The sequence below is a fragment of the Segetibacter sp. genome (genome assembly GCF_025963695.1).
GTDB lineage: Bacteria > Bacteroidota > Bacteroidia > Chitinophagales > Chitinophagaceae > Segetibacter.
In genome coordinates, this window is record NZ_JAOQAH010000107.1 from 36,284 (window position 1) to 57,018 (window position 20,735).

Below are 20,735 nucleotides of genomic sequence, written 5' to 3' on the forward strand. Positions count from 1 at the left end.
GAAACCATGGACAACAAGCATAATATTCGTCACTCTTTTGAGCCAGACGAGCATGAACTGCCGCAAAAACCAGCGTACCCTTCAGGACTTGATCGTCGAAAATTCTTGAAACTATTTGGAGGCGGTTTAGCTGTTGCCTTTGTATTGCCCGACATGTTTTTATTTGCCGGTGAAACTCTACCACCCGGCTCTTCCGTGCTTCCGACAAACCAGGTAGGTGCTTGGATACATATTGGAGAAGATGGAACAGTAAGTGTTTATACCGGCAAAGTAGAAGTAGGACAAAATATACGGACATCATTATCTCAAATTGTAGCAGAGGAGTTACATGTGCCGATAACTTCTATCAAAATGGTAATGGGTGACACTGACCTTGTGCCTTACGATGCCGGTACTTTTGGAAGCCGCAGCACTCCGCAGATGGGAGGTCAACTACGCAGGGCTGCTGCAACAGCACGGCTTGCATTGATAGAAATGGCTGCAAAAACCTGGAATGTAGACCCTAAATCTTTAAAGGTGGATGAAGGAATAGTGGTAAATACTACAACCAATAATAAGATAAAATTTGGGGAATTAACAAAGGGACAACAACTACTGCTACCTATTTCTAATGAAGCCCCTGTTACGGCTGCAGCTGACTGGAAAGTGGCAGGAAAGACGGTACCAAAAGTAAACGGACGATCTTTCTTAACAGGAAAGCATGAGTATGTTTCGGATATGAAAGTGCCCGGGATGCTTTATGGAAAAATACTGCGGGCACCTTCATACGGAGCTAAATTAATTGAAGCAGATGTTTCAAAGGCAAAAGCTTTTCCGGGTGTCGTTGTTGTGCACGAAGGAGACTTTGTGGGCGTAGCTGCTCCTGATATAAGAACAGCCGGCAAAGCTTTGCATGCTATTAAAGCAAAATGGGATGAAACTACTGGGCAACCCTCTAATTCTACGATTTTTGATTATCTCGTGAAGAATGGCTCCGGGGTTGGGGGTGGCAGAAATTCAGGTGACCCCAAGGGCAACATTGAAGAGGGATTGAAAACCGCCGATCACACCCATACCAAAACTTATAATATTAGTTATATAGCACACGTACCACTAGAACCAAGAGCAGCACTTGCGCAATGGGCAGGCGGTAAACTTACAGTGTGGACAGGAACACAACGACCTTTTGGCGTGCAGCAGGACTTATCTGAAATTTTTAAACTACCCAAAGAAAAAGTACGTGTAATAATGCCTGACACGGGGTCCGGCTATGGGGGTAAACATACAGGTGAAGCCGCAATAGAAGCTGCACGATTATCGCAGGAAGCAAAAAAGCCAGTCAAAGTAGTATGGACAAGGGAGGAAGAGTTTACATGGGCGTACTTCAGACCGGGAGGGTTAATTGAAGTAAACAGTGGCGTTAAGAACGATGGTACCATTACTGCCTGGAAATTCCTTAATTATAATTCGGGGGGTGCAGCAATTAATACCCAGTACAAAATTCTAAACCACCACATAGCCCATATTCCTTCGAATACCCCATTAAAGCAAGGTTCTTACCGCGGGCTAGCAGCTACAGCCAATGTTTTTGCACGCGAATCTCATATAACCGATCTGGCTCGCCTGGTTAAGATGGACCAGCTTGATTTTCGTTTGAAAAACGCTGATGATGCCCGGCTTACTGCGGTTTTGGAAACGGCAGCTAAAGCATTTGGTTGGAAAACTTCGGCAAAAGCAACGGGGCACGGGTATGGAATTGCATGTGGTCTTGATAAAGGCGGTTATGTAGCAACATGTGCAGAAGTAGTGGTTAATGCTCACAAGGAGGTAAAGGTGATTAGGGTAACCCAGGCGTTTGAGTGTGGCGCAATTGTTAATCCACTTCATTTAGAAAGTCAAATAATGGGATCTATGGTGCAGGGTCTCGGCGGAGCTTTATTTGAAGCAATTAATTTTGCCGGCGGAAAAATTCTTAACTCAAGCCTTTCTGCCTATAGAGTTCCCCGTTTTAGCGATATGCCAAAGATGCAAATTATAACTATCGATCGTAAAGACCTTCCTTCTGCCGGAGCCGGAGAAGCAGCTATAATAGGTATTGCCCCTGCCATCCGCAATGCCATACTTGATGCTTCAGGTGTAGGACTAAGTACTTTACCAATGCTGCCTAACGGAGTGATAAGTTAGCAGTGTAGGCCAGAAGCGTGATAAGTGTTTTAATCTTTTTGCTAACCAGCTGTGGGAGCTTTGTTCATCATCGTTGTGTCACTCCCTTGTGCTTGCAGAAATACTATTGAACTTTTATCTGCCTTTTACATGAACTATACATTCATTTTTTTTCGAACAGTATTAACTGAACTAAGCCAAATAGTACCAAAACTGATGAACGTACTGCGACGCAAGCATGTTTAATCGAAGCTGTAACGATTGGAACATAAAAATTTCAAATTCTCTTTTTCAAATTCTCTTTTATCCCATCCTTCCATTCCGGCTTCAAAATGGATAAAACAATTGAATCTCTTCTTCCCCCCTCACGTTTTGGCATATTACTCCTTAATACTCCTTCTACTGTGCAACCAATGCTTTTCATAGCGGCAATACTTCTTTCGTTGTTATTGTCCGCTCTAAATTCAACCCGCTCCACTTCCCAGGTCTCAAAGGCAAACTCCAGCAACAGGTACTTGCAGTTCTTATTTACCCCCGTTCCCTGGAAGTCTTTTCCATACCAGGTGTAACCCAACTGCACCGTTTGATACTCGGGTTGAATATCGTAAAACCTCGTACTACCCGCATATTCGTTTCTCTTTTTATCAAATACTATAAAGGCGTACTCCTTCTGTTGAGCCCTGCCTTTTTCCGCTAGCTGAATATACTTTTGCAGGTTTTCCGCGCCGGCAGCGGTCACCAACGAGTACTTCCAAAGATGGGGTTCTTCGATGCTGAACTTCAGTAAATTGTTGAGATCGGAAATACGCATGGGACGTAGTAATACGTTTGAGTTCTCTAAAACATATTCGTTAGTAAGGTCAATGTGATTTTTCATAGTATAAGCTGTATGGCAGAGTTGGCTTTAGTTGATTAAAAATAAGGATATTGCACCCAAAATTATAAGTAAATCATGTGCGGAATTGTAGGTTACACCGGTCCTCGCGAGGCATATCCGGTTATTTTAAAAGGATTGAAAAGATTGGAATACCGGGGATATGACAGTTCGGGAGTGGCATTGGTAAACAGTGGATTGAAAGTTTACAAGAAGAAAGGTAAAGTGAGTGAACTCGAAGAGTTTGTTATAGGCAAAGACATGCATGCACACGTGGGCATTGGTCATACACGATGGGCAACACACGGAGAACCAAGCGATAGAAATGCACATCCCCATCAAAGTGCCGGAGGTGGTTTTGCCATGATACATAATGGCATTATAGAAAATTATGCATCAATAAAACAAGAGCTGGTAAACAAAGGCTACCATTTTAAGAGCGACACAGACACCGAAGTACTACTAAACTTTATAGAAGATATAAAGCAAAACAACAATTGCACGCTAGAACAAGCCTTACGTATTGCGCTCAAAAGAGTGGTTGGCGCCTATTGCGTGCTGTTGGTGGATAAAGATGATCCTGAAACAATTATTGCTGCAAGAAAGGGTAGCCCGCTTGTTATTGGAATCGGCAAAGGCGAGCATTTCCTTGCGTCAGATGCTTCTCCCATCATTGAGTATACCAAGGAAGTGGTTTATGTAAACGACTACGAGATAGCCATAGTGAGGCCCGACGAGTTGATACTTAAAAATCTCGGTAATGAAAAGCAAACCCCTTTTATCCAAAAGCTCGACATGGAATTGGCGGCGATTGAAAAAGGCGGCTATGACCATTTCATGTTGAAGGAAATTTACGACCAACCTCAAAGTATTTTAGATTGCCTTCGTGGTCGTTTAAACCCTGCTGCCGGTACAATCACCATGAACGGGATAGACAATCATTTGAATGCCTTAATTAATGCACAAAGAATTGTAATGGTGGCTTGCGGTACAAGCTGGCACGCAGGTCTTCTTGCCGAGTATTTGATCGAAGATTTATGTCGCATACCGGTTGAAGTAGAATATGCCAGCGAGTTTCGTTACCGCAACCCCGTCATTAATAAAGGCGATGTTATCGTTGCCATTTCACAAAGCGGTGAAACTGCAGATACGCTGGTGGCTCTCGAAAATGCAAAAGAAAAAGGTGCTTTTATTTTCGGAGTAGTGAATGCAGTGGGCAGCAGTATAGCAAGATTGAGTAACGCGGGTGCTTACACCCATGCTGGTCCCGAAATTGGCGTAGCAAGTACAAAAGCTTTCACCGGCCAGTTGGCTGTACTGGCTATGATGGCTTTGAAAATAGCTTATGCAAAAGGTACAATTGACGAAAAAAGATACCAGCACCTTCTAATGGAATTGCACGACATTCCTGAAAAAGTTGCCCAGATCTTAAAAGACACTTCAAACATACAGGCAATTGCAGAAAAATATAAAGATGCCAGCGACTTCCTTTACCTCGGTCGCGGCTATAATTTTCCTGTGGCTCTTGAGGGCGCTTTAAAGCTGAAAGAGATTTCTTACATACACGCCGAGGGTTACCCTGCTGCCGAAATGAAGCATGGCCCAATAGCGCTTGTTGATGATAAACTGCCGGTGGTATTTGTGGCAACAAAAGATAAATATTACGAAAAGATTGTTTCGAACGTGCAGGAAATTAAGGCGCGAAAAGGTAAAGTTATAGCTGTTGCAACTGAAGGCGATGAAATTATACCAGGAATGGCCGATGATGTAATGTTTGTTCCAGACGCAGATGAAGCCCTGGCTCCGTTGCTAAGTGTGATTCCTCTTCAGTTACTGAGTTACTACATCGGTATTGCAAAAGGTTTGGATGTTGATAAACCGCGCAATCTTGCCAAATCAGTTACGGTCGAATAAAACGGAGTTGTAGTTGTAAGAAGATTTTTTTGGTAACTGCCAGTAGTAATTCCATCAACATGGTTGTGTCACTCACTTGTACTGAATAAAAAAATTGAGCATTATTTCATCTGGTACTTTAACACCTTCAACGGTTTGAAGTAAAATTTTTCTTCCATGCCTTCTAACATTAATGATATTCGTAAAAAAAGCATCACTTCACTCGGTTACGGATTTGTTGCTCCTCAATATTTACCGAAAGGAAAGGATGAATATTACTTAAGAAACTTTCAAAACCAAAACGGCATTAACTACCGGCAGCTTTCTGCCTACGAGATTGAAGTATTGGTACGCAACAGAAACACTTCTGAAAACTGGAATAAACTCTTGGTTTCCGATGCTTTCAATCCGGAACTGGTTAAGAACTGTAAGTTTTTTGGATTGGTAAGAATTGGAAAACTTGAGCCTTTTGTGCTTGAATTTAGTGACCTCAAGGTTCCTGTTGGTTTATATAACTCTACCATCATTAGCTGCGACTTTGGTGACAACGTGGTGATCGACAATGTCAATTACTTGTCTCACTACATCATCGGAAGCGAAGTAATTATTACCAATGTAAATGAGCTGGTAACCACAGATCATGCAAAATTCGGTAACGGTATTTTAAAAGAAGGTGAGGCTGAAGACATTAGAATATGGATGGAACTTAGCAATGAAAACGGCGGACGTAAAGTAATTCCATTCAACGGCATGCTGCCCGGAGACGCTTACTTATGGACAAAATTCAGAGATGATGAAGTGTTGCTTCAGAAGTTTAAAGAGTTTACGGAGGCAAAGTTCGATAAAAGAAGAGGCTATTATGGTAAAGTTGGCGATAGAACCGTAATTAAAAATTGTAGAATTGTAAAAGATGTATGGATAGGTTCTGATGCTTATTTAAAAGGTGCCAACAAGCTAAAAAATCTTACAATCAATTCCGGGCCTGAAGGCAAATCCCAAATTGGTGAAGGGTGCGAAATGGTAAACGGAGTCATGGGATTTGGCTGCCGCGCTTTTTATGGCGTTAAGGCTGTGAGGTTTGTAATGGCATCTCATTCTCAATTGAAATATGGCGCCCGTCTTATCAACTCTTACCTTGGCAACAATTCCACTATATCCTGTTGCGAAGTTTTAAATTCACTCATCTTTCCTGCGCACGAACAGCACCACAACAACTCTTTTCTTACTGCCGCTACTGTCATGGGTCAAAGTAATATTGCTGCCGGAGCAACCATTGGTTCAAATCATAACAGTCGCAGCGCAGATGGTGAGCTGATGGCAGGAAGAGGCTTTTGGCCGGGCTTATGTGTTAGCCTAAAACACAACACAAAATTTGCCACGTTTACTATTGTTGCTAAGGGCGACTACCCCGCTGAATTAAACATTCCCATACCCTTTTCTTTAGTCAGCAACGATGTTACTAATAACAAGTTAGTTGTAATGCCTGCTTATTGGTTTATGTACAATATGTATGCGCTAGAGAGAAACGGTTGGAAATACCTCGATCGGGATAAACGCCAGGAAAAAATACAGCACCTAGAGAATGAGTACCTGGCACCGGATAGTATCAATGAAATGGTTGAAGCACTTATGTTATTTCAACTACTTACTGGAAAAGCATGGTATAAAAAAGAAAGTCCGGATGCAGCGGTGACTGATGCTGAAGCAACAACTAAAGGAAAACAACTATTAGAAACCGGCGATCTACAAGTAAATGAGTTAGAGATACTGGCCGAAGGTTTTGAGAATACAAAAAGAAAAGTAGTTCTCATTAAAGTATTGCGGGCTTACAACCTCTTTAAAGAACTCATTCAATACTATTGCGTGAACGAAGTAATAGGCTTGATAAAAGAAAAAGAAATAAAAGGCTTTCAGGACTTGCTAGCCTCATTGCCCTCAAAATACAGCCTCGAAGATTGGATGAACGTTGGTGGACAACTAATACCACGCGCGGAAGTGAACCAATTGACAAAAAGAATTCGTGCAGGTAAATTAAAGTCTTGGGATGCATTGCATGACTTCTATTTGCAACAAGCAGATTTGTATAAGAGTCAAAAGCTTGCTCATGCATTAGCAGCATTTCATAAAGCAACGGGTTCTCACGTAGGGAAAATGGATAAAAAAAGTTTTGATAATTTAGTAAGATCAGGGATTGCGACAAAAGAATGGATGACACAAGGAATTTACGAATCGAGAGCCAAAGACTACACCAATTCTTTCAGAAAGATGCCATTCGAAAACCAGGAAGAAATGGATGCAGTAGTAGGCAAACTGGAAGACATCTCATTTATTAAACAGCAAAGAGAAGCATTGGAAAATTATAAAAAGCAGGCGGAGACTTATCTTAACTGGAAGTAAACTTCTTTTTTCTACAGTAGAAGACATCAAGCAACATTATGTATTTGGAAACCCAGTTGGTTATGTGTTGCCAACGAGGCTAATAGACTTCCGGTGCCCGTAATAAAAATAAAAAGCTGCAACAGGTTTTGGTTGAAACACAATTGCAGCATATCTCAGATTTTGGGATAATAAAACTAGAAAAGGATCCGGAGACCGTTAGAAGTTATCCTAAACCATGCCCCAGTAATATATAAGCCCAGTAGCCTATTACCCCTGCTACAATAATAGCAAGAGTTACCTTTTCAATTAAATCGTGATTGTGTGTAGATTTGTCCATAGTACAAATAATTATAATGGTGATTAATAAATTACAAAGCGCTGAGGTGGCTTTTCATAGTATGGAGCAAATAAGACCGGTTTTAGCAATTAGCCCTATAAAACAACCCGTAGTTATTTCAGCATAAAGTTAAAGTTCTTTTTTAACATTTGGCTTCTTTAATAAAAAAAGTTGTTAAAACCTGAAGAAAAGCGTTTTTTCTAACCACTTTCCCCTTTAAGCGTTTTTTAATAATTCGGGTGCACAAACTTCAGGTAGTTCAAAAAAAAACACCAAGACATTGCTTTCAAAAAACGGACAACTTCTCCTGTCCGGTTAGTCATTTATACTTTTTAACCTAAATCAGCGTTTAAAAAAAATCATTAACGCTATTTAAGAGAAAGTTAGGTGAAAGCTCTTCTAATTATTTCATTTGTAAGTACAATTACCATACACTCCTTCGCTCAAGAGAGCAGAATAGTTTGGAACAAGACACAACTACTTCAATGGTTTGACTTTGCAGGCCATGTTAATGATACCAGCCGGTTTGATGCAGAAAGTTTTGCAGAAGTAAGATTTACATACAATTTCAAAAGCCCTACAAATTTTTCTTTTGACGTGTTTGCTAACTTCCATAAGAATCTTTCGTGGTGCAAAAAAGAATACCAGTCAGAAGATTTATTAAAACATGAGCAGCTGCACTTTGATATTGCAGGATTATATTCAAGAAAATTAAAAGAGGCTTTTGAGACCTATCAATACTCAAATGATTATAAAAACGAAATACAGCAGATATTCAACCAAAAGAAAATAGAATATCATTTATCGCAACAACAATACGACGTAGAAACGAACCATTCGCTTAACAAGGAAAGGCAAAAGGATTGGGAAAAATATATTCATGAACAGCTGAATGAACCAAAATTTACATTCAACTACGTAAAGAAATAAACCTGCGAGAAAGGCAAAGCTAAATACCGCTTACCAACTATCACTGATCTTGATTTTACTAAAACACAAATTTTATCTCCTTAAGAAAATTAAACTTTTTGCTTTAACAAAAAGTTATCTCACTACAATAAAATCTGGGTGGCTATTTGCTTTTGCAGGAACTGAACGACTGAAAAACTACGTTCACCATTTATATGAAAAAGCAAATTTTACTTTTAGCCACTATTATTATTTCAACGCTTGCAATGGGCCAGGTGAAGCCGGCTTTCGGAATCAGAGCAGGTGTTACTTCCTCGGGTATGCGGGGCGATGCAGTTGACAATCTCGGAAACATGCTCGATTTTACAAACGGCATGATTGCCACAAGCAATCGCCAGGGTTTCTTTGCTGGAGGCTATGCATCTATACCTATTAGTTCGAACGTGTCAGTAGAACCTGCTTTGTATTACTCACAGAAAGGATACGAAATGAAGGGCGCATTAAATTTGAAAGGTGTTGAATTTTTAGGTGCCAATGCGAAGGCAAAATTGAATTCCCAGTATATAGATATACCAGTGGTTGTAAAAGCAAATTTCAACGGCTTTCAGATATTTGCAGGTCCACAACTTTCTTATCTTGTTAATGCAAACCTTACTACTACCGCCAGTGTGTTAGGATTTAATTTGCTAAATAACAAGATGGATGCGACCAATCAGTTTAACAAGATGGACTTTGGTTTTACAGGTGGATTGGGGTACCAGATCAGCCGTGGAATTAATGTAATGGCATCGTACGATTATGGATTATTGAAAGCTGATGCAAATAGAAATATTAATTCTTATAATCAATCCTTTAAAGTAGGTATAGGAATGGGTTTATAGTATCATTAAAAAAGCTCATTGGCTTCAAGGATTGAAGCGAGTGAGCTTTTTCTTTTTAGTAGTATTTATATAAAATGGTTATCTCAATAATCTGACTCGTATTTCTGCAAAGCGGTTCTTAATTTATTTAAGTGCGTTTCTTCCCCCCAAATTCTTTCTCCTTTCAGATCATTTAAATGAGCGATTATTTCAGAGGCAATGTCTTCATTCATTTGGCTCTGATATAATCTTATGGCTTGCTCTTTATCTATACCGCAATTGAGTAAACCATCTGTATTATTTACCAGGCTAACCCCTAAGTCTTCTTCAAGTTTTTTTACATGAAGTTCTAGTTGTTGATGTGAAATTCTTTTAGCATATGGGAGATCTTCGTAGAAAAGAACGTCTAAATTAACATACAGCTGAACAACTGCAGCGCGACAAATTGCATGGTCTATATGACTGCCAATACCTAAGGGACAAAGCAGCAATCCGTCTACATTTTGTTCGAGCAAATTTTTTAACTCTTCTATTAAATCAAGCTCATTTTGCCGGAAAGGTTGCTCTTGAAAAATGTAGCCGTTTCTTAAAGGAGCATCAAGGAGATCAAGATTAATGATATTGATGTTTTCGTTTAAGGTTTTATAAAATGCTGCGTCTTCAGACTTTCTTAAAAGACTTACCGCAATAGTCTCCTTATTTTCTACCGGTATGGCGGTCCATCTTGTAACAGTGAAACAATTAATGATTGTGACAGGAATATTATTGTTGGCGCACTTTGAAATAGTAAGCGCTAAGCCAAACGCAGCGTCGTCGATGTGTGGAGAAAGAATATAAAGTTTCAATGGCTCATTCATTTGTTATGGTCACCTTTCTACATATTTGGTTGAAAGAAAAACATAACTATAATCGTTAAAAGAAGAGAAGCAGGCAGCAAGCATGTTGAATAGAATTATTACCCGTACAAGTGAGTGACACAACGATGTTCAACTATAGCTCAACTGCCTGCTTACATAACAACGCTTATTGGGCAACCTTTGCGTTCATTAGCTTCATAGGGTTAGCCACTTCGTTCTTTTTTGAAATGATGTAAGGAGGAACGACCAGGTAATGAATTGCATTATTGACATAACAATTTATTGCATCGGTTAACGTCTCGACCATCGTTTCATTTTTTCCATTAAAGGAAGTATTTGCGATAATACCAACGCCTGTTTTTTGCTTAAAGTTTTTCATCAGGTTGTAGATAAACTCGTTGTCTTGCTTGCTTACGGTTTGTATTCGGGCGCTGTGATCTACGTGCTCAATTGTCGGGAATTTGTCTTTGTACTTATCCTGCAAAAAGGCAGTAAAAAGCATGAAAGGAGTTCTTCCTTTAAACTTAAAATATTCGCTTACATCCTCTTCTAAAACAAAAGGCGCAATCGGGCGAAACCATTCGCGGCCCTTTATAAAGGCGTTGATCCAAAATTTATTTACGGCATACCGGGTATCAGCGACTATACTGCGATTGCCTAACGCTCTTGGGCCAAACTCACTATTGCTTTGAAACACACACAAGATTTTGCCCCAATACAAATGGTTTGCGCAAACTTCTATCAGATTATCGGGCTGTTCGATGCTTAGGTCCGGATAATTTTTAAGCAGTTTTGTTACTTCGTGAATATTTACATCCGGGCCTAAGTAATCTAACCGCCAGTTATAATCGTTTTTAATTTTATAGCACTCGATAGCACCGTATAAAGCACAGCCAACAGATGAACCACCATCATGCGGAGCGGGAGGAATAAACAAGTCGTACCCTTGCTCTAACACCTTGGTATTGGCTACACAGTTGAGTGCACAACCTCCGGCATAGGCAATGTTCTTTGTACCTGTTACCTGGCTTAACCAGTTTGCAATCTCAATTAAAGCCTTCTCAAAAACGTCCTGGCCTTTGGCTGCAAAATCGGCTTTCTCCTGAAAGGTTTTTATCTCTTCTTTATACGCGTATTCTTTGCTCTTAAACATCTGCTGCCATTCTTCCGGAATAAAGACTTCTCCTTCCTTTACAATTAAGTCAGGCAAGTCCAGTGCATCAAGATTACCATACGCGGCAAGGCCCATCACTTTGCCTTCGCTGCCCTCGCCTTCGAACAAACAATTGGTGAGCTTATAATAGAAGTTGCCCAACCCATGAGGAGCTTCAGGATTACGATCGTGCAGCTGCTTTTTAATGCACTTGATTTCGCCATTAGCGCAATAGTAATAAGAGGCAACCTCAAACAAATTTGCCTTACCTTCTTTGCCCGGATAGTCGTACTTAATGTGTTCGACCGGGCTACCAACACTGTCAATAATCATAACTGCACACTTCTCAAAACCGCTGGGAGGGTAACAGCTATATAGGTGGGAAAGGTGATGAGAAATTTCTATAATACGCGCATCGGGCTTTAGATTTAGAACTGTTCTAAGTTCCTCGTGGTATTGTTCTTTTTTTTCAATCTCGGTATCAGCGCTCCAACATTCCACCACCAGGTCATATGGTCGGTCTACTGCAGGAATACGTTCTTTATACAACTTCATATCCCCCAATCTTCCCCAGTGATGTTTGCGTTTTGTCAATCGTTCTTTATGAATTGACATAACATGTTTACCGCCTTCGAATATTGAAATAGTTCCATCTTGTGTCCTGTTGATTCCCAGGATAGAAGGTGCGCTCATAAGCAAGAAAAAGTTTAGAATTTGATGTGTAAATACTTTTCATTGTATTATAAAAAATTGTACCACAACAAATTAAAACACTACTTCTACGATAACAGCAAGTACGCAGATGAAGCAAGAGAAAGTGTAAAGAATGCACTAGCAGGTAGCGATGGAATTTAAGCAGCTTATTATTGAAGCCTGAGTTCTAGTACCTCTTTTGTTGCAGCACTTATCTTAAAACGATCATCTATCCTATGGCCAACAATCCAGATGATTTTTTTATCCATTTCTACCACCCAAACATTTTCCTTTTCAGTCTTTGAAAGTTTCTGATCGCCAAAAAAGCGGCTCAACTTTTTCTTTTTCTTCATACCTAAGGGGTAGAAATAATCACCTTGTTTCCATTTTCGTAAAAGCAGGGGAAATGCAATTAAAGCACCGTCGACAGCGGCGATAGTTTTGTCTAACGGAACTTGAAAATTGCCGCCTGGTTTAACTGTTCTTAGAAGCAATTCTCCCCCATTAAAAATTACTTGTTTATCCTTTTCTTCTATTAAAATGTTGGATGCTTCGGTTGTTGCAATGGGAGATATGATCAGCCATTTTCGGTTTTTAATTATCCGGTGGGAGGGTGATAGAACGTATTTACCTGTTTCGCTTTCAAGCAGCCTTACAACTTCCGCAACCTGGTTAGCATTAAATCCAAAATCCTTTATAATCTCATAAACTATCGTTGAAACCGGGGCGCTTCTTTGCAGCTTTAAAACGGGAATATGTATCTCGTTTGTCTTTACTTCGAGCAATTTCTTTTTGTGCTGTTCTACTGCTTGTTTGTACAACTCTTCAGCCTCGGTAAACCGCTCAATATTCTTTAGCAGGTTGTCCTCAACTTGGGGATAGATTTCTTTTAGTACGGGGAAAAGGTGTTGTCGAAAAAAGTTCCGCGTGTATTTGTCGGTCAGGTTCGAACTATCTTCCACATAGCTCAATTGATTTTGCGTCGCATACTCCAACAGCTCCTCCTTTTTTGCAAATAGTAATGGTCTGAAAATTTTTGCTTGTACAGGTAAAATGCCATGTAAACCGGCAATACCTGTTCCTTTAAAAAGATTCATCAATATTGTTTCGATGTTGTCGTTTGCATGGTGGGCCGTTACGATGAATTGAGGCTTGAGGTGTGAGTTGTCGGTGGTGAGTGGTGAGTTGTCGGTTGTAAGTTCTGGCTGCCCCATGAAAGGAGGGCTTGCAGTTTCCTTATTAGCCATTACTTCTTCCCCGTTTATTATTGAGTTGAACCAATCATACCTAAGTCTTCTGGCTGCGATTTGAATGGAAACTTTATTGTCTGTTGCATACTTTTCAGTCTCAAATTCTTGAACCAAAACTTGTTTACCATACTTTTCACCAAGGCTTCTTACGAACTGTTCATCTCTTTCACTTTCCGCTCCTCTTAGTTGAAAATTGCAGTGGGCAATCACGAAATTATAGCCGGCATGATACATCAGGTGGCACAAAACAACACTGTCTACTCCCCCACTTACAGCAAGTAACTGTTTTTGCTTAGACTGAATAAAAGCAAATTGCTTAAGGTGCTGAATAAAACTTTCTAACAAATTCATATTGGTAAAATAAATGAAAAGCCGGCTTATCGGGCCGGCTTTTCTTATTGGTAGTAATTAAATAATCTATCAATCAACAATTATCCTTTTTTTACTTCTTTCGCCCACGTGTCTTTCAAGCCCACAGTTCTATTAAAGATCAACTTATCCGAACTACTATTTTCATCCAGGCAGAAATAACCCTTTCTCAAAAATTGGTAAGGCTCTCGGGGAAGAGCTTCACCTAAGGCCGGTTCGATAAAGACATTTGATAACACCTGTAAGCTATCGGGGTTAATATACTCTTTAAAGTCGCCTTCTTCATTTGCCGGGTTTTCAACCCTAAATAACCGGTCGTATAGCCTGACTTCTGCGGTCAATGCATTTTGTACGTTTACCCAGTGCATAGTTCCTTTTACGCTTATTCCGCTGGTATCGTTACCACTCCTGCTTTCAGGTATGTATTCGGCATACACTTCTCTCACAATACCGGCGTCATCCTTTTTAAAACCGGTGCATTTAACGATGTAGGCATATTTTAAACGAACCGTTAAACCTACACCAAGCCTAAAAAATTTCTTAGGAGGTTCTTCCATAAAATCTTCGCGTTCTATCCAAAGCTCTTTTGAGAAAGGTATTGACCTGGTTCCTCCGCCATCCTCTGCTTCGGGATTATTTTCGCCTGTTAATTCCTCAACCTGCCCTTCAGGATAATTGGTAATAACAAGTTTTACCGGATCAAGCACTGCCATTCTCCGGACAGCATTTCGATTTAAATCTTCGCGCACACAAAACTCAAGGAGACTAAGATCTATCAGGTTCTCCCTTTTCTGCACGCCTATTTTCTCGCAAAACAGGCGGATGCTTTCGGGCGTATATCCACGTCTTCTAAAGCCCGCTATTGTTGGCATTCTGGGATCGTTCCAGCCATCCACCATCTTTTCTTCCACCAGTTGCAGCAACTTGCGCTTGCTCATGACAGTGTAGGTCATATTCAACCTCGAAAATTCATATTGATGACTTGGAAAAATTTCAAGCTTATCTATAAACCAATCATACAATTCGCGATGAGGAATAAATTCTAACGTGCAAATGGAATGAGTGACATGCTCAATACTATCGCTCTGTCCATGAGCAAAATCGTACATGGGGTACATGCACCAGGCATCTCCTGTTCTGTGGTGATGTGCATGTTTTATACGGTACATCAGGGGATCGCGCATTTGCATGTTTGGGCTCGCTAAATCTATCTTAGCCCTCAGCACCTTTGCACCATCCGGAAACTCACCTGCTTTCATTTTAGCAAACAGATCCAGGTTTTCGTCCACGCTTCGGTTACGGAAATCATTTCCTTTTCCCGGTTCTGTAGGTGTTCCTTTTTGGGCAGCTATTTCTTCGGGAGTGCTATCATCAACATAGGCAAGGCCTTTTTTAATCAGGCCTACAGCAAACGCATAAAGCTGATCGAAATAATCGGAGGCATATAATTCCTGCGACCATTCGAAACCCAACCACTTTACGTCTTCCTTTATGCTGTCTACATATTCAACATCTTCTTTTACCGGGTTGGTATCATCAAAACGAAGGTTGGTTTTACCACCATATTTTAAAGCAAGACCAAAATTGAGGCAAATGCTTTTTGCGTGTCCAATGTGCAGGTAGCCATTTGGTTCAGGAGGAAAGCGGGTAACAATGCTCTTATATTTTCCACTGGCCAAATCTTCTTCTACAATTTCTTCCAGAAAGTTCAGGCTCTTTTCTTCAGTCTTTATTTTTTCGACACTCATTAATACATGTATTGGCTGCGAATTTACGAATTTGACTTTCCATTCAACAAAAACAAAAAGTTACAATTCGGGTTAAATATGTGAGGGGTCATCACATACTTGTTATCCGCTCTTCACTTTTGCCTTTTTCTGCAGATCTCTGCACTATTCTTTTGCATGAAAATGATGAAGAAATGAAAACTATGATAACAAGGCTGTTGGCAACCACCGCCCTGGTTGTGGCCATAAAAGAAAGAACAAATTTTATAGTAAGCCGCCATTTGAAACTCTTTTCAGCAATTGAGGCTATTGTTGTAGGAATGGCCAACTAGCTCAAAAAAGATTTGTAGTACACGTGAGTGACACAACCATGTTGACAGCAATTGTAAGGCAGGTCAACCCTAAAAAAAAATTACATAAGAAAACCCCACAGGCGGGTTGGTTACGTCTCGCTCATTATTTAATATACCAAATCCTCGTAGGCTGCCTGCAACTCATTGTAGCTATGTTGGTCGCCTGCTTCTTTAGTAGCAGCCATCCCTTTTTCATACCATTCTATTGCCAGCTTGTTTTCAAAGTTTCGTTCAAGAAGCTTGGCCAAATGATAGTATGAACCAACATATTTTGGGTCGTTGCTGAGAATATTTTCAAATAATTTTCTCGCTTCCCAATCGTCGCCAATCTTTACGAATTCCAGGGCAAGTGCATGCTGTAAAAAACTGTCAGCGGGAGAAGATTTAAGGTATTCCTTTAATTTATTTATCCGATCCATAATTTTAGAAAATAATTTATTTTAAAAGCTTTATCAAAAATAAAGGACACTTATATTTGTAGTAATTGGTTGCATAAACAACTTTAATTACTTCAAACGTGTTTGCATGAAAATATTAGTCTGTATTAGCAAGACGCCCGACACTACCGCAAAAATAGCTTTCAAAAATGGTAATACTCAGTTTGAAGAAAGCGGCGTTCAGTGGATACTCAATCCCTACGACGAGTGGTATGCCTTAGTAAGGGCAATCGAATTAAAAGAAAAAGATGCGTCAACAGTGCTGCACCTGGTGATGGTTGGCGGAGCGGATGCAGACCCTATTATTCGCAAAGCGCTGGCACTTGGAGGCGATGAAGCGATTCGGGTAAATACAACCAAACTGCAGGACAGTTTTTATGTAGCCTCGCAAATAGCTGAAGTTGCCAAAACAGGTGGCTACGACCTTCTGTTTACCGGTAAAGAAACCATCGATTACAATGGCTCTTCAATTGGCGCAATGGTGGCAGAACTGCTTGATCTTCCTTATATTTCCCTTGCTACAAAATTTGAGATCAATGGCAATACAGCAACAGTTACCCGCGAAATAGAAGGCGGCGAAGAAGTAAATGAAGTACAGGTTCCGGTGGTTGTTAGTTGCCAGAAAGGAATGGCTGAAGCACGAATTCCAAACATGCGCGGAATAATGTCTGCCCGAACGAAGCCGTTGAAAGTGGTTGAACCGGTTGAAGCCGATGAATTAACAAGCATCAGTAGTTTTGAACTGCCTCCGCCAAAAGCAGGCGTTAAAATGATAAGCCCCGATAATATGGCTGAACTGGTAAGGCTTCTGCACGAAGAAGCGAAGGTGATATAGCAGTCAAAGAAAGAAGTTTATGTAACGGGCATCTATCCTGACCTAAACATTGTTGCGTCGCACACTTCAACAGCAAGTTCTTTTATAAACATTTTTTGAAAACATTTCTAAATAACTCTTCCCGCTTGGGAGATGGAGGCGTATATATGGTTTTAATATTTGCAGATCAAACCGGTGGCCAGTTTAAAAAAACAGCTTTCGAAGCACTTTCATACGGAGCTAAACTGGCAGAACAGTTGGGGACAACAGCAGCAGCTTTGGTAGCTGGAACAACCACGGACGACCTTGCGGCCCTGGGAAAATATGGTGTAAAAAAAGTGCATCACGTTGCCACCGAAACTTTGAATGTTTTTGATGCACAGGTGTACACAAAGGTAATTTCCGAAGTTGTGCAGCTAACAGGGGCAACAGTATTGGTGTTAGCCCATAACAACACAGGCCGTGCAATAGCCGGAAGATTGTCTGCGCGCCTAAAAGCTGCCATGGTTCCTGCAGCTGTAAGCTTACCCGACACAACAAATGGGTTTGTAGTAAAAAAAGTGGTCTTCAGCGGAAAAGCATTTGCGAACGTGTCTTTAAATACAGACATTAAAATCATTTCACTAAACATGAACGCTTTTAAAGCAGTAGCCGGCGAAGGAACTGCTGAAGTGGTTTCCGTAAACGTGGCAGCAGATGCACCCAAAGTAAAAGTAACTTCAACCGATAAAGTAACCGGTGAAATCCCTTTAACTGAAGCCACCCGGGTAGTAAGCGGCGGACGCGGATTGAAGGGACCTGAAAACTGGGGAATAGTTGAAGATCTTGCTCATGCATTAGATGCTGCCCTGGCTTGCAGCCGCCCTGTTGCCGATGCAAACTGGCGACCACATCATGAGCACGTTGGGCAAACCGGTATTGCGATTGCTCCAAATTTGTATGTAGCTGCCGGTATCTCCGGTGCCATTCAACACCTGGCCGGAGTAAATAGAAGTAAAGTAATTGTGGTAATAAACAAAGACGCGGAAGCTCCATTTTTTAAAGCGGCAGACTACGGTGTCGTAGGTGACCTTTTTGAAGTCTTACCAAAACTAACGGAAGAAGTAAAAAAGTTGAAAGGAGTTTAAAGAGTGAGTTTGCGACTTCTGACAGATAGGGCAATAAGTGGTTGAAACCAGGTTTTGCAGTTAAAAATGCTTTCTTAATTGACATGCCTTTAACACCCCCGGCTAACCTGCAACCTGAACTAATTGCTTTATTTTCGCGAATGCAAAAACTAGTCTTCGTTTTTATTCTATTTGTATATTTTCATTCATCGGCCCAAAACCTACAGAACACTTACTGGCAGCAATATCTCCGATACAACATAAAAGCACAGTTAAACGAAAAAGAGAAATCAATTACTGGTTCAGAGACTATTGTTTATAAAAACAATTCGCCTCAACCGCTTTCCTATATCTGGTTTCACATTTACCCCAATGCTTATAAAGACCCGTCTACCGCGCTTTTTCAACAAATCAAAAGCGACCCTCAACGAAAAGAAAAACTAAAACAACCCACTACAGGCTATATAAGCAATCTTGCCTTTACGGTTAATGGTGCTAAAGCTACGATCGAGCCTCATCCAAATGCGCAGTACATCGACGTTATCAAAGTGGTTTTGCCTAAGCCTTTGCAACCCGGCGACTCCGCTACCATAGCCACTCCATTCAAAGTGCAGCTTCCCTCCTATTTTTCACGCTCAGGTTTTGCAGACGGAGAATTTATGGTTTGTCAATGGTACCCCAAACCAGCGGTATTTGATAAAGACGGTTGGCACGAGATGCCATACCTTGACATGGGTGAGTTTTACAGCGAGTATGCTTCTTACAATGTAAACATTACTGTACCCTCCCAATATATCGTTAGCGCTACCGGTGTTTTGCAAACTCCTTCCGAAGCAGCTTTATATAAAACGATCGGTGCTTTCAACGCCGCAAATAAGGCTGGCAAGGAGCCAAAAATGTATTCGCCTACATTTTCAGCAGCAACTAAAACGCTGAATTATTATGCTGACAGTGTTCCGGATTTTGCATGGTTTGCAGACAAAGCATTTATCATAGAATACGACACAATGAAACTGGCGTCGGGCAAAGTAATAGATGCCTTTACGTTTTACCATAATAAAAGCAACACTCAATGGGTAAACAGTATTGACTATGTAAAAGATGCTGTAGCGCGTTACAGCCAATGGATAGGTGAATACGCTTATCCGACAGTACAGGCAGTTGAAGGACCGAAAAACAATTCAAGCGGCGGAATGGAATACCCTATGGTAACCCTAATTACCAGCCCTGATGCCAAACCGCAAACACTTGATGCTGTTATTGCACACGAGGTCGGACACAACTGGTTTATGAGCATGTTGGGTTCAAATGAAAGAACACATCCATGGATGGACGAAGGCATGAATACCTATTACCAATTTAGATACGAAGCAGCAAAGTACCGGTCAAATGCAATTTTTGGAGACAGGATACCACCAGCAATTAAGAAACTTGATGAGCCAACTTTCCAGGCCTCAGTGTACCAGGCCATGATGTCAATACCTATTCAACCTGCTTTGGAGACTCCATCTGCAAACTACTCAAGCAGCGAAGATTATGGTTTAACTGCTTACGTAAAAGCTGCTGAATGGATGCACCTGCTTGAGCTGTCTGTAGGACGTGAAAAAGTAGACTCTGCCTTTCAACATTATTTCTCCCTCTGGAAGTTTAAACATCCCCGACCAGCAGATATGAAAGCTGCTTTTGAACAGGCAACGGGAGCAAGTTTGGATGACTTTTTCACCCTTTTAAACAAGGAAGGAAAATTAGTAGAATAGGTAGAATTAAAGGGGTCTTAAAAAAAGGAGCGCAAACGATGGCAATAAAAAGTTTGGCAATGGCTTTATTTACTTTTCACTGAATTTTCTTCTAATTTAAATAACACAATTCGTTCTATCAAATCGTACGGAACAGGTTGGTCAAGGGGAAACTGCACCGAGCCTTTTCCCTGCTTATACTTCGACAATTCTTCAGCAAATCCACTATGGCCCGAAGGTGTTGCATAAAAACCGATGTGCTTTTTGTAGCCTGCGAAATAAACCAGCGGTTTTCCGTTTGTTTTATAACCCGCGATTTGGTATGAAATACTTTCAATTGCTTCTGGTGCATTTGTTTTAATTATCCTGCGAATTTGTTCCATTATGGCCTGAACCGCTTCCGGAAACGTTTCTATGTATTCGTCTACAGTTGTAAAATTAGTTTTCATTGAATGTATTGTTTAAAATTTGGTTTTTCAGAGCACGGTTTTTTGCCCACGCTTCTTAAGACATACATTTATAACAGTTATAGCAAGATCAGAAATGAAATTTGTTTATCACTCCATAAACTCCCAGGCGCTTTGATATGCATCTTTTTGCTGGGCGTAGTTTATGAAGTCAGTATAAAAATCGAGTTGAGAAAGGGTTGCACTGTCTCCAACGACTACCAACTTTTTTCGGGCACGTGTCATTGCAACGTTCATTCTTCGGATATCGGCGAGAAAGCCAATAACATTTTCAGCATTACTTCGGGTCATACTTATATACACAACATCACGCTCCTGTCCCTGGAAGCTGTCTATTGTATTGACTGTAAAGGCTGAGCGAACTTCAAAGAGTTCAGCC

18 protein-coding genes are annotated in these 20,735 nt (G+C 40.7%); 10 read left to right on the forward strand and 8 right to left on the reverse strand.

Features of this window, described 5'->3' with window-relative positions:
- Positions 1–6 precede the first annotated feature (6 nt).
- Positions 7–2,163 (forward strand): molybdopterin cofactor-binding domain-containing protein, encoded by a 2,157-nt coding sequence (locus tag JWR87_RS18840; RefSeq protein WP_297823184.1) that lies wholly within the window; start codon positions 7–9, stop codon positions 2,161–2,163.
- Positions 2,164–2,419: 256 nt separating this feature from the next.
- Here JWR87_RS18840 and JWR87_RS18845 read toward each other — a convergent pair whose 3' ends face one another.
- Positions 2,420–3,019 (reverse strand): GNAT family protein, encoded by a 600-nt coding sequence (locus JWR87_RS18845; protein WP_297823186.1) that lies wholly within the window; start codon positions 3,017–3,019, stop codon positions 2,420–2,422.
- 75 nt (positions 3,020–3,094) lie between these two features.
- Here JWR87_RS18845 and glmS point away from each other — a divergent pair, with 75 nt between their 5' ends.
- The 4 genes from glmS (at position 3,095) to JWR87_RS18865 (ending at position 9,415) form a co-directional block, all read left to right on the forward strand.
- A complete protein-coding gene (glmS, locus tag JWR87_RS18850) occupies positions 3,095–4,930 on the forward strand; it encodes a glutamine--fructose-6-phosphate transaminase (isomerizing) (RefSeq protein ID WP_297823187.1) in 1,836 nt (611 codons plus the stop codon).
- Between the two features lie 156 nt (positions 4,931–5,086).
- Positions 5,087–7,306, forward strand: a complete 2,220-nt coding sequence (locus tag JWR87_RS18855) for a DUF4954 family protein (RefSeq protein ID WP_297823189.1) — start codon at positions 5,087–5,089, stop codon at positions 7,304–7,306.
- Positions 7,307–8,012: 706 nt separating this feature from the next.
- Positions 8,013–8,555: a hypothetical protein gene (locus JWR87_RS18860; RefSeq protein WP_297823191.1), complete on the forward strand. Its 543-nt coding sequence runs from the start codon at positions 8,013–8,015 to the stop codon at positions 8,553–8,555.
- Between the two features lie 194 nt (positions 8,556–8,749).
- Positions 8,750–9,415 carry a porin family protein gene (locus tag JWR87_RS18865; RefSeq protein ID WP_297823193.1) on the forward strand — a complete coding sequence of 222 codons (666 nt, stop codon included), beginning with the start codon at positions 8,750–8,752 and terminating at the stop codon, positions 9,413–9,415.
- Positions 9,416–9,498: 83 nt separating this feature from the next.
- On the opposite strand, the gene JWR87_RS18870 is transcribed toward JWR87_RS18865, so the two are convergent.
- Positions 9,499–10,251: a PIG-L family deacetylase gene (locus JWR87_RS18870; RefSeq protein ID WP_297823195.1), complete on the reverse strand. Its 753-nt coding sequence runs from the start codon at positions 10,249–10,251 to the stop codon at positions 9,499–9,501.
- 166 nt (positions 10,252–10,417) lie between these two features.
- The gene (locus tag JWR87_RS18875; RefSeq protein ID WP_297823197.1) at positions 10,418–12,097 is read right to left on the reverse strand and encodes a carbamoyltransferase C-terminal domain-containing protein; all 1,680 of its coding nucleotides are present in this window, start codon (positions 12,095–12,097) and stop codon (positions 10,418–10,420) included.
- Between the two features lie 24 nt (positions 12,098–12,121).
- On the opposite strand from JWR87_RS18875, the gene JWR87_RS18880 reads away from it, so the two are divergent.
- Positions 12,122–12,259 (forward strand): hypothetical protein, encoded by a 138-nt coding sequence (locus JWR87_RS18880; RefSeq protein ID WP_297823199.1) that lies wholly within the window; start codon positions 12,122–12,124, stop codon positions 12,257–12,259.
- 8 nt (positions 12,260–12,267) lie between these two features.
- On the opposite strand, the gene tilS is transcribed toward JWR87_RS18880, so the two are convergent.
- A complete protein-coding gene (gene tilS, locus JWR87_RS18885) occupies positions 12,268–13,698 on the reverse strand; it encodes a tRNA lysidine(34) synthetase TilS (protein ID WP_297823201.1) in 1,431 nt (476 codons plus the stop codon).
- A gap of 80 nt (positions 13,699–13,778) precedes the next feature.
- Positions 13,779–15,464 carry a glutamine--tRNA ligase/YqeY domain fusion protein gene (locus tag JWR87_RS18890; RefSeq protein WP_297823203.1) on the reverse strand — a complete coding sequence of 562 codons (1,686 nt, stop codon included), beginning with the start codon at positions 15,462–15,464 and terminating at the stop codon, positions 13,779–13,781.
- 173 nt (positions 15,465–15,637) lie between these two features.
- Here JWR87_RS18890 and JWR87_RS18895 point away from each other — a divergent pair, with 173 nt between their 5' ends.
- Entirely contained in the window at positions 15,638–15,775 is a 138-nt protein-coding gene (locus JWR87_RS18895) for a hypothetical protein (protein ID WP_297823205.1), read from the forward strand.
- Between the two features lie 128 nt (positions 15,776–15,903).
- On the opposite strand, the gene JWR87_RS18900 is transcribed toward JWR87_RS18895, so the two are convergent.
- The gene (locus JWR87_RS18900; RefSeq protein WP_297823206.1) at positions 15,904–16,215 is read right to left on the reverse strand and encodes a hypothetical protein; all 312 of its coding nucleotides are present in this window, start codon (positions 16,213–16,215) and stop codon (positions 15,904–15,906) included.
- Between the two features lie 106 nt (positions 16,216–16,321).
- Between JWR87_RS18900 and JWR87_RS18905 the strand changes: the two genes are divergently transcribed.
- The 3 genes from JWR87_RS18905 to JWR87_RS18915 all read left to right on the forward strand — a co-directional run bounded on the left by JWR87_RS18905 (position 16,322) and on the right by JWR87_RS18915 (position 19,910).
- Positions 16,322–17,068 carry an electron transfer flavoprotein subunit beta/FixA family protein gene (locus JWR87_RS18905; protein WP_297823207.1) on the forward strand — a complete coding sequence of 249 codons (747 nt, stop codon included), beginning with the start codon at positions 16,322–16,324 and terminating at the stop codon, positions 17,066–17,068.
- A gap of 95 nt (positions 17,069–17,163) precedes the next feature.
- Complete coding sequence (locus JWR87_RS18910; protein ID WP_297823208.1) at positions 17,164–18,174, forward strand: electron transfer flavoprotein subunit alpha/FixB family protein; 1,011 nt, start codon at positions 17,164–17,166, stop codon at positions 18,172–18,174.
- An 83-nt stretch (positions 18,175–18,257) separates the two neighbouring features.
- A complete protein-coding gene (locus tag JWR87_RS18915) occupies positions 18,258–19,910 on the forward strand; it encodes a M1 family metallopeptidase (protein WP_297823209.1) in 1,653 nt (550 codons plus the stop codon).
- 65 nt (positions 19,911–19,975) lie between these two features.
- Here the strand turns inward: JWR87_RS18915 and JWR87_RS18920 are convergent, their stop codons facing one another.
- Both JWR87_RS18920 and JWR87_RS18925 read right to left on the reverse strand, forming a co-directional pair.
- The gene (locus JWR87_RS18920) at positions 19,976–20,338 is read right to left on the reverse strand and encodes a DUF1801 domain-containing protein (RefSeq protein ID WP_297823210.1); all 363 of its coding nucleotides are present in this window, start codon (positions 20,336–20,338) and stop codon (positions 19,976–19,978) included.
- 108 nt (positions 20,339–20,446) lie between these two features.
- A partial coding sequence (locus JWR87_RS18925) for a C-terminal helicase domain-containing protein (protein WP_297823211.1) occupies positions 20,447–20,735 on the reverse strand: 289 nt, incomplete at its 5' end.

Bases quoted from the DNA above. Each gene is read 5' to 3' on its own strand.
- JWR87_RS18920 (WP_297823210.1), bottom strand. From the start codon at position 20,338: ATGAAAACTAATTTTACAACTGTAGACGAATACATAGAAACGTTTCCG.
- JWR87_RS18840 (WP_297823184.1), top strand. From the start codon at position 7: ATGGACAACAAGCATAATATTCGTCACTCTTTTGAGCCAGACGAGCAT.
- tilS (WP_297823201.1), bottom strand. From the start codon at position 13,698: ATGAATTTGTTAGAAAGTTTTATTCAGCACCTTAAGCAATTTGCTTTT.
- JWR87_RS18845 (WP_297823186.1), bottom strand. From the start codon at position 3,019: ATGAAAAATCACATTGACCTTACTAACGAATATGTTTTAGAGAACTCA.
- JWR87_RS18865 (WP_297823193.1), top strand. From the start codon at position 8,750: ATGAAAAAGCAAATTTTACTTTTAGCCACTATTATTATTTCAACGCTT.
- JWR87_RS18890 (WP_297823203.1), bottom strand. From the start codon at position 15,464: ATGAGTGTCGAAAAAATAAAGACTGAAGAAAAGAGCCTGAACTTTCTG.
- JWR87_RS18875 (WP_297823197.1), bottom strand. From the start codon at position 12,097: ATGAGCGCACCTTCTATCCTGGGAATCAACAGGACACAAGATGGAACT.
- JWR87_RS18855 (WP_297823189.1), top strand. From the start codon at position 5,087: ATGCCTTCTAACATTAATGATATTCGTAAAAAAAGCATCACTTCACTC.
- JWR87_RS18895 (WP_297823205.1), top strand. From the start codon at position 15,638: ATGAAAACTATGATAACAAGGCTGTTGGCAACCACCGCCCTGGTTGTG.
- JWR87_RS18900 (WP_297823206.1), bottom strand. From the start codon at position 16,215: ATGGATCGGATAAATAAATTAAAGGAATACCTTAAATCTTCTCCCGCT.
- JWR87_RS18915 (WP_297823209.1), top strand. From the start codon at position 18,258: ATGCCTTTAACACCCCCGGCTAACCTGCAACCTGAACTAATTGCTTTA.
- glmS (WP_297823187.1), top strand. From the start codon at position 3,095: ATGTGCGGAATTGTAGGTTACACCGGTCCTCGCGAGGCATATCCGGTT.
- JWR87_RS18905 (WP_297823207.1), top strand. From the start codon at position 16,322: ATGAAAATATTAGTCTGTATTAGCAAGACGCCCGACACTACCGCAAAA.
- JWR87_RS18880 (WP_297823199.1), top strand. From the start codon at position 12,122: ATGTGTAAATACTTTTCATTGTATTATAAAAAATTGTACCACAACAAA.
- JWR87_RS18870 (WP_297823195.1), bottom strand. From the start codon at position 10,251: ATGAATGAGCCATTGAAACTTTATATTCTTTCTCCACACATCGACGAC.